The organism is Spirochaetota bacterium (assembly GCA_038043445.1).
In the GTDB taxonomy this organism is placed as follows: domain Bacteria; phylum Spirochaetota; class Brachyspiria; order Brachyspirales; family JACRPF01; genus JBBTBY01.
Genome location: JBBTBY010000129.1, coordinates 1 through 9262, shown reverse-complemented (window position 1 = coordinate 9262; position 9262 = coordinate 1). Strand labels below are relative to the sequence as shown.

6 protein-coding genes are annotated in these 9262 nt (G+C 56.4%); 3 read left to right on the top strand and 3 right to left on the bottom strand.

Going from position 1 to position 9262, the window contains the following annotated elements; genetic code table 11:
- Window positions 1–2420: hypothetical protein (locus tag AABZ39_17205; GenBank protein MEK6796519.1), on the top strand; the 2420-nt coding region annotated here is incomplete at its 5' end.
- Window positions 2417–4168, top strand: coding sequence for a hypothetical protein (locus AABZ39_17200; protein MEK6796518.1), 1752 nt, complete (start codon window positions 2417–2419; stop codon window positions 4166–4168). The genes AABZ39_17205 and AABZ39_17200, both read left to right, overlap by 4 nt.
- A 12-nt stretch (window positions 4169–4180) precedes the next feature.
- Here the strand turns inward: AABZ39_17200 and AABZ39_17195 are convergent, their stop codons facing one another.
- Entirely contained in the window at window positions 4181–4987 is an 807-nt protein-coding gene (locus AABZ39_17195; GenBank protein ID MEK6796517.1) for a hypothetical protein, read from the bottom strand.
- Between the two features lie 141 nt (window positions 4988–5128).
- Here AABZ39_17195 and AABZ39_17190 point away from each other — a divergent pair, with 141 nt between their 5' ends.
- Complete coding sequence (locus AABZ39_17190) at window positions 5129–6967, top strand: conjugal transfer protein TraB (GenBank protein MEK6796516.1); 1839 nt, start codon at window positions 5129–5131, stop codon at window positions 6965–6967.
- Window positions 6968–6970: 3 nt separating this feature from the next.
- Here the strand turns inward: AABZ39_17190 and AABZ39_17185 are convergent, their stop codons facing one another.
- Together AABZ39_17185 and AABZ39_17180 are read right to left on the bottom strand one after the other, a co-directional pair.
- Window positions 6971–8986: a hypothetical protein gene (locus AABZ39_17185; GenBank protein ID MEK6796515.1), complete on the bottom strand. Its 2016-nt coding sequence runs from the start codon at window positions 8984–8986 to the stop codon at window positions 6971–6973.
- Window positions 8983–9262: hypothetical protein (locus AABZ39_17180; GenBank protein ID MEK6796514.1), on the bottom strand; the 280-nt coding region annotated here is incomplete at its 5' end. The genes AABZ39_17180 and AABZ39_17185, both read right to left, overlap by 4 nt.

Genomic DNA, 9262 nt, shown 5'->3' with positions numbered 1-9262 from the left:
GCGCTGTCGTTACCACCACATCGCAGGCAGCCGGTGCAACGGTGAATCTCTATGCCGCCGGGTATGATACGTTCGGGAACTATATCGCCGATCAATTAGCCGCGTGGACATCGACGGGGTTATATACGAATAACACGCTTGTGCAGGGAACGGTATCGCCGTTCGCTTTCACCGCAACGAATAAGACATCAAGCGGCACTTTGACTGCAACGTTCAGCGGAAAGACGGCGAATGTGAACCCGGTGACGATAACTGCCGCAAATGCATCTTCCATTGTCTTCCGAGATTCACCGAACGGTGCAGGTAATATTATCAATTCCATGAACCTCATCACCGGCGTGACCAATGAGCTTTTCTCTGCAGGATATGACACGTACGGGAACTACGTCGGTGATCCCATGCTGTACTGGTATTTCACCAATACCGTTGCCCAGGTGGTCGCAAGCCCGATAACCCCCACGAATCACATCAAGATCCGCGGCTTCAGTTCTACGAGCGGTTATCTCTTCGGCACAAACCTCATCGGTATCGCCATAAGCAACGAGATGGCGCTCGCTACCTACTTCGGCTCCGCGGCAGGGCTTATCGATCTTCTCCCGACACCGTCCACCGTTATCGTCGGCAGCACGACGATAACGATGATAACATCATCCATAGTCACCGACCTTGCGGGCAATCCGGTGACCAATGCCGATTTTACCGTCATTGCGGGTAATGGTGCATTGATAACGAACACGGATGCGAACGGCGTTATCCCCGGCATGCAGGTAAAAAGCGACAATGCCGGCAAGGTGATCTTCGGCGTGACCAATTGGCTCACGGTCGGATCGGTGTCCGTTTCGGCGAATTCCATCGTCGGGGCGGCTTCCGGAAACTCGAACATCACGGTGCAGCCGGGTGTCGAGGTCCATTCGATATCATCGTTCATGCCGAATTATAATCGTGTCAGCCGCGGGCAGACAGGCATTCTCGTATCGGTCATCATCACCAATCGAAGCGGCAGTGCGTTCACGATCTCATCGTCCTCACTTATCTTCAAGTCCGGAGGAACTACGGTAGCGCTTTCTTCCGCCCCGCAATATTTCACGGCCGCCGTACCGGCGAACTCTGCTGTCAGCAACACATTCACCGTCGATATACCGGCGGGGTATGCGTATCCTTCGGTCATCGTGTACGCAACGGTCGGCGGTTTGTTCGGCGCGTCACCGGTCAGCATCAACAGCGAAACGCAGTCAACGCCGCGGTCCGATACCTGGGTCGTCGAGGATAACGCCGTCATGACCGCCGGACTTACCGTGCCGAATTATTTCATCAGGGATGTCCCGTTCGACATAGTTGCGACCGTTTCGAACACCGGCGGATCTAAGCTCTCCAATGTCGTCGTTGAGCTCTTCTCATTCGTACCGGCATCATTCGCCCTGAGCATGATAACCACGAACAGCGTACCGCCCGCAGTGCCGGTGCATATCCTGCCCGGTGCAAGCGCGCAGTTCATATGGAATTTCACCGTGACCAATGACAATCCAATGGGCTTACCCCTCGATTTCACGGTACGCATGGCGGGTATTGATGCGAACAGCCTCATCAGCAACAGCTCCGGGAATGTCACCGCTCGTGTCGAGTCAGGTTCGACGAACAATATCAAGGCCGTCATCACGCGTTCTGACATCGGCCGAAAAACGGCGGTGGCCGGGCAGACGATACGGCTCTACACGCTCGTCATATCGAACAATGCCGGCGCAGGCCCGAATCTCTTCTTAAGCAATGCGACGTTCGCCGTCCAGGATGCCGCCGGCAGCACCCTTACCGCAGCGAACGCCTTACAGCAGGTATATATGACCACGAACGGCGTTACCATCGCCACCCATAGCGTCACCGCGGGCGACGGTTCATCGATAGCCTTCCTCGGCATGGCGGTCGCGTTGGACGCGAACACGAACACCTATGTCGACGTCATGGGTGTTATCGCAGCATCCCCCGGCGTGAACGGCTTTAAGCTCTCGCTCCCGGACACCGCGGCGCTCACGATAACGATAGGTGCATCCGGCCCCCCGACGACCATTGTCGACGAGAACGGCAGAGCGCTTACCGCATGCGATTCAAGCATCATCGGCATACGCTCGCGCGATTTTGCTCAGTCCCTCTCCTCAGCACCGAACCCGTTCAATCCGGCCGTTCTGCCGGCGCTCATAAGCTTCTACCTCGACGCTGCGGAGACAGTGAACATCGATATCTATACGCTGACCGGTGAGCGTGTCATGGCGCTCGTGCGCGATACGGCGTATACTGCAGGCATGAACTCGGTGCTCTGGAACGGCCGCAACGGTGCAGGCAAGATGGTCATCAGCGGCGTATACCTCTGCGTGATACGGACATCTTCCGGCAGGACCGGTACGCTCAAAGTGGCGGTGATGCGATGATACGCACACTTATCATCATGACCGCGTTGTGCACCGCGCTCTTCTCCCAAAGCGGCGGCACGCTTGATATATTCGAGTACGGTCCGTCGGCGCGCTCGCTCTCCCTCGGCGGCAGCGGCACTGCGCTTGCTGACGATGCATCGACACTGTTCTACAATCCTGCCGGTCTCGGTGTCCTCGGCAGACAGGAGATCATCGCGTCATATAACCCGCTCTACCAAGACACGTTCTACGGCTATACGGGATATATTTTCCCGACCGTTGATTTCGGGACCATCGGGGCAGGGCTCTTCTCGCTCGTTGTTCCGTTCACCGGGTTCGACGCGAATACGATAGGCACCGGGACACTGAACTTCCTCAAATTCAAGGCATTGATCGGTTACGGCATACAGGTACCGTTCTTCCGGATGCTCTCCGTCGGTACCGTCTTTAAGGTCGATATCATCGCCATCGGTGCGTCGGCCGCCACCACGTTCAACATGGATATCGGGGCGTTGTTCGCACTCGATGAATTCAAACGCGGCGGGAACGGGATGCCGTCATCCCTGCGCTGGCAGCTCGGTCTCAACCTGCATAATCTCGTCATCACGACGGCGCGCAAACTGGATACGGGGCAGGAAGAGGATATATTCGGCGTTCGCGCCGGCGGGCTTATCGAGATACCCCTGGTGCAGCAGCTCTGGCTGCGTGTGCCCGTCGATATCGCATACGACATCCCCGATCTTTTCACCGTTTCCGGCGGCATCGAAATGATCATATTCTCGCATTTCACGGCCCGCGCGGGGTATCAGCTCTATCACGGCGATCATATCTTCGGTGCGGGTGCCGGTGTGAACTTCTTCGACATCAAGCTCGATTACGCCATTTCCGTTCGGCCGATCGGCATGTCGCATAATTTCTCGCTCAGCTGGACGTTCGGCGAGAGCCGCGATGATCAGCTTCGCGCCCGCGAACGCTCGCTTGCGACCAGAATATCCAACGAGATCAAGACCGCCGTCGATGAGAAGGACCGCATCTACGCCGACGAGCGTGCAGCAAAAGAGAAGGAAACGAGCGAGCAGCTTGCCAAGATACGCAGCGCGGCGGACGCGGAGATATCATCGCTTTCCAACACCATGCACACCCTCCAGTCGAACGCCATCGCGCAGATGGATGCCGTGAACAGGAACTATCAGAAGCGCATGGAACAGATGCTCCGTTCGAACGAGATGCTTACCGCCACGCTCACCAATGCCCTCACCGAAAGCGACCGCAGGATGAGCCAGATACGCTCGAACGCCATGGCGCAGGTCGATGAGCTTACGCGTCAGAACACGGAGCAGATAGCGGCCATTACGTCCTCGAACGAAACGGTGAAGAAACAGCTCGAGGACAGGATCGTCACTGTGGAAAAGAACCGCGAGAAGCTCATCAAGGAATATTCCGATGCGGTCGACCTCTACACCAAGGGCGATCTCGAGGCCGCGCTCGAAATGTTCAGGAAACTGCGCGCCATCGACCCGAAGAATGAGGATATCATCCGCTACATCGGCATCATCGAAGGTGAGTTCCGCGACGTCAATGCGTACACGGATGAGATCAAGAACCTCTACAAGGAAGGCATGCGGCTGTACGTGAAGAAGGAGTACAAAGAGGCCATCGCAGTATGGAAAAAGATACTCGTGCGCGACCCGTATAATAAACTTGCGCTCAAAGGCATAGAACGCGCGGAAAAGGTCATGAATATCGTCGAAAAGGGCACGAAGTAACGATATGATCGATCAGAACGTGAGCGTAATGGATGCGCACGTCTTATTGTTGAGCTCCATGATGACGAAGTGCCTCGTCGGGTCAAGCCCCATATTAATGAGCCGCGAATCGATCATGGCGCTCCCGAAGCCGGCGCTCTCGCTCTCGTCGAGGTTCTCGATGTAGAAATCGCTGACACGGTCGTCATTGAAGTACTGGCGGAATTTCTCGCGCTTCTGCCGTATGCGTTCAAGCCCGATACGGGTTATCGGTGCATCGTTGATAATGTCGAACACGAGCTTCCCGCCGGTATGCGCGGCGCGGAGCGTTATCTTCACCTGCTCATCGATGGTGCGCATGAGCATCGGCAGCTTCTTGTAGAGCTCTTCCTTCTGCGCGGCGGTTATCGGCGCGTCCCCGGTCGACTTCTCGAATTCGCGGAATATCTGCGCCTCGTACCGCAGCGCGTCCTTGACACGATCATGCACCTCGGTCGAAGCGATATACCACAGATATGTCTTCATGAGAACGCGATCATCGAAATATCCTTTTGCAAGGATCTTTTCCATACGGTCGGGGAATTTCTGCTTGAGAAGCCCGAGTGTTATCACATGCGCATAATTCGCTTTTATCGCATTGAACGCGAGCTCCAGGATGGACGCATATACATCCTCGGCGATCTCGCTTTTCCCCATACCCTCGAGTATGCCGTTGATGACGACCCGAAGCCTGCTCTTGCCGAACGTATTGAGCGAGAGAAGGTCGCATTTTATCTGTGTATCCCTGGCGACAGCGCTGGTGATCGATTCGATGGAATCCTTGAGATCAATGACTAGCATGTACCCACCTGAGATCGTTTAACATCGATGCGCATCCGACATCCACAGGACGCGATTATAGCAAACAGAACGATTTTTGCAATATGCATTTCCACCCGCACGGCGTCTTGCCCCCGCCTGTAAAACAGATATAATCGTTCCATGGCATTCCCGATATCGAACGATTCCCCGCTCACCTTCGGCGGTATACTCGCCATCCCATCCATCCACTCACGCGCGTATTTCGCGAAAGCGGTACGCGAAGCTTTTATCGTATTCTCGCCGGATATCATCGCCGTAGAACAGCCGTCGGTGTTCATACACACGCTCCGCGAGGCGGTGAGCAGGCTCCCGAACCTCTCGATAATACTCCGCGAAGCCGATGGGGAAGCGATCTATATCCCGGTGGACCCCGCCGATTCCATTATCGAAGCGATACGCCTGGCGATAGAGCATGAAATACCGTTCGCCTGTATCGACAAGGACATCGATGCTTTCCCGGAGAACTCGCGCTACCTCATGCCCGACGATTACCTCCTTGAGACCATCGGGCTTGAGCGCTATTATACCGAAGTGCTCGCACGGCATTCCTTCCATGCCGCTGATGCCGAGTCGGAAAAACGCGAGAGATTCATCGCGGGAAATATTTTTTCGCTGGCGGCGAAGCACAAGCGCGTGCTCTACGTCGGCGGACTTTCCCATTGGGAGAACATCAAGCGACACCTTGCCGAGAACATACCGCCGCAGGCCGAGCATGAGCGTGAAGGACCGATATCGATACATCATCTCTCCAGGGATTCGCGCCTGACCGTGCTCGGTGAAATGCCGTTCATCACCCATGCCTACGAGCTCTATCGCTCGGGAAAGGAAGCATCCTTCGATAAGCGCGCGCTCATCGAACGCATATTCTTCGAAGCGAAACGGGCGTATACGCTGCCCCTGCCGTCCAATCAGCTCTCCGGCATGATGAAATATCTCCGGAACCTTGCCCTCATCGACCGCCATGTCCTCCCCGACCATATCGATGTGCTCACCGCGGCGAAATGCTTCGTGAACAATGAATTCGCGCTCAACGTCCTGGAGACGCTCTCCTACTATCCCCATGACGACGAGGACGAGGCCTATCCCACGATGCGCATCGTCAAAGACCCATTGACCGATTCCCTCGAGGGGCATCTCCGCGAAAAAAAGATAAAGCTCAACCGCCGCGATACGCTTTGGAGGACGGTGCGAAAGACCATATCCGTGACCGAACGCCCCGCCGAGCAGTATGAAGGGGAATGGGAGGATGTGTGGCGCTCAAGCACGAACCACATGTCGCATGTGCCTGAAGATATACGCATGGAACGATACATGGACTATCTCCGTACGCGCATCATGGACAAGCTCAACGAGTCCCGCACGCGCGTTCACCCGTTCACGGCGAGCATCGAGGACGGCATCGATATGCGCGAGACGATACGCAATTATCATAACGGCATCGTCTATGTCCGCGAAGTGCCGCGCATACGCGGGCGCGTGGGACCGATAACCGTCATCTTCGACGACACGAACGCCGATGACTATCCCTGGCGCATCGCCTGGCTCTCGGAAGCGCATGACGACAGCGACCTCATACTCTACGCGACCGAACCGGGGGACGAGCTCATCGGGCCGGGCATGTCGCGCTGCTATTTCGGCGGTTACGCCTCGATAATGCCGCCGCAGAACGTGAAGAACGTCTGGCGCATCTATCCCCTGCTCAAGGCACAGAACATCATCGCCAACGAGGCTGAGCTGCTCCTCTATGCAAGCATCGTCTATGCAAAAGAGCGCTATGTCGGCTATCTCTCCCCCACGCCGCCGTCGGAGAATATCAAGACGTTCGCGAACGGGCTCAATATCGAGATCGTGCATCTCCCGCTTGCATCGTTCTCAAGCGAGACGATACGTAAACTGCGAAGCTTCCATGTCCTCGGCGACAAGCGTCTGCGAAAGATAGCGCATCGATACATTTTCTGACCGTTACAGCGAGATCGATATCTGGGTCTTCACTATCTCATCGGTAACCATGTTCAATGGATGCTCTGCATCGACCCGGATACGATATTTGATATGCCAGCGTACGGTCCCGAAGAATGTGAATCGTATCGATACGAGCGCAAGCCAGCCGATGCCGCTTATCGTCGAAGAGGCATATTCACCGGGAATATCCTTCTCGGTGAATGAAAGCGTCTCGCTTCGCGCGTCATAGTACAGCGCCTGCGCCGAGACGGCGAAGCAATCGCAGGGGAAGAACGATCCATCGACCAGAAAATACCCCGCACCTGACAGGAGCGAATCGCGATGGAACGTGCCATTGATGAGCGCTTTCGCACGGACGGCGATGAGCGCATTCTCATACGATGTCTCGAGCACGCTCCCGGTATCGATCGATATCGAATTCGAGCTCCCGGGGCTTTCATCCACACCTGCTTTTTCGCGGAGGGCGATGCGCATCCCGGCAAGCGGTTTCCATGCGAAGGCACATGCAGCATCAGCGCCGGTGCCGGGCGACGTTTCCCCGTAACGGAGATACGTATGGCGGAATACGTCCACGAATAGATCGATATCGAAGAGACGGGACACATTCCACGAAAGAGCGTTGTACACCCCGTACTCACCGCGTGCATCGGCATCGGCAAAAGCACGGGCATGGAAGCGCGGCATACGGTCCCCGTAGTACCGAGCCGAAAACTGCCAGGAAAGCGATCGCGTCGGTGAAAGTATGACACTCGCGATGCCGCCGATATCGGCCGTATACGGCACCGTCGCCCCCGGTATATATTCAGCGGGGGATGTATTCGGTATTATCGGAACGGCAATCTCGCCGAAGCATATCGCCTGCCCGAGAACGATATCCCAATGCACACCGCCCACGCCGTACTGCTGTCCGGTAAGATCGAACCTATTATCGGGCAGAGCGGGCGGCTTTATCGGATAATTGAATGCGCCGAACATGCCGGTCATCCCAAAGCGATGCGGCCCGATATGCACATCGGCATTGACGCCGACGATGTATTCATGCAGTGTCGTTTTTCTCGCGAGCGAGACGTCATCGGCATGTGCGGGCGGATAGTCATCGATGGACTCGACATAGCTGTTGGTGGAACCGTAATACCCGGAATACATCGAGGCGTCATACCGCATCAAGCCGCCGAAAGCGGATATCGTCACCGGCGAGAACCGATGCTCAAGCGCCGCGCCGAGAAGCCATTGCTCGCTTGCCCCGCGGTCGATAGCGATACGCGTACCGCTCTTGAACGCAATGACATCGGAAACGTTCTTGCCCGAATTCCGCCCGGTCGAAAATATAAGGCCCTGCCCGAACGATAGTGTCAGCGCGCCGAGCGCTATCGTATCGACGAAAGGCGTATGCACGAGGAGCGCTCCCTTGACAATATCGAAATACTCGCGCTCGTACGGGTCGTGCTCCGTCAGCAGCACCGCATCGATGAACCCCGGCATGCGCAGCGTTGCCCAATGTTTAATGCCCAACGGGAATGGATACGGATGTCCGGCCGTCAGCATATCGAGCCCCTGGCATTTCCAGAGTGCCGCGGCGGCGTTCGTGGCACGGAGCGATACATCGGCCGTCGTTCCGACGCACATGGTGATCGCTGCCCCGGGCGGGGCATCCTCCATCGTGATGAAAAGCTTCACGACGGCATATTCATCCTCGGTGAGTATATCCGCATCAACGAGCTCGTAGGTGGCGAAGATACGCCTCTTCTCGCGAAGCTTGATCACCTCACGGGCCTTCGCTGCGGAAAGAAGCGGCACATCGATGAGCACATCGAACGGGGCCGTGTTGATATTGACCGGCGTATTGAACATCGCCTCCACGCGGCGGCGTTCGGTGTCGTCCGCTGTCGTATCGAAGAATATCCTGTCGCCGTAGCGTTCGATGACCTCGGAAAAGTCGAGCGCGCAAAGCGGCAACGCCGCTATGGCAAGCATTGCGGCAAGAAAGAGCCGGCGTCCGCGATTACGCTCTCTCATGGAACGTACCCTGTAGTCCCGGCGCTTTTGCTCGAAAAGGCTATCGCATATTCGGCCGAAACAACGTGCGTCATGCCGAGGCTCGGATGGAACGCCACGCCGTAGTCTACCGCGATACCGAACAATGCAAACCCGAGCCCGGCGGCGAATACCGGCTCCGACGACACGCCGGCGCGAAGCATGATGAAGTCGAAAAGCCGCATTTCGCACCCCGAGCGGAACACAGGCATACCATCGCTCCATCGCATGTCGGCACACATGAGCACATTGCTCACG

Excerpts from the sequence above, each read along its gene's own strand:
- AABZ39_17190 (MEK6796516.1), top strand. The coding sequence starts at position 5,129 with ATGGCATTCCCGATATCGAACGATTCCCCGCTCACCTTCGGCGGTATA.
- AABZ39_17200 (MEK6796518.1), top strand. The coding sequence starts at position 2,417 with ATGATACGCACACTTATCATCATGACCGCGTTGTGCACCGCGCTCTTC.
- AABZ39_17185 (MEK6796515.1), bottom strand. The coding sequence starts at position 8,986 with ATGAGAGAGCGTAATCGCGGACGCCGGCTCTTTCTTGCCGCAATGCTT.
- AABZ39_17195 (MEK6796517.1), bottom strand. The coding sequence starts at position 4,987 with ATGCTAGTCATTGATCTCAAGGATTCCATCGAATCGATCACCAGCGCT.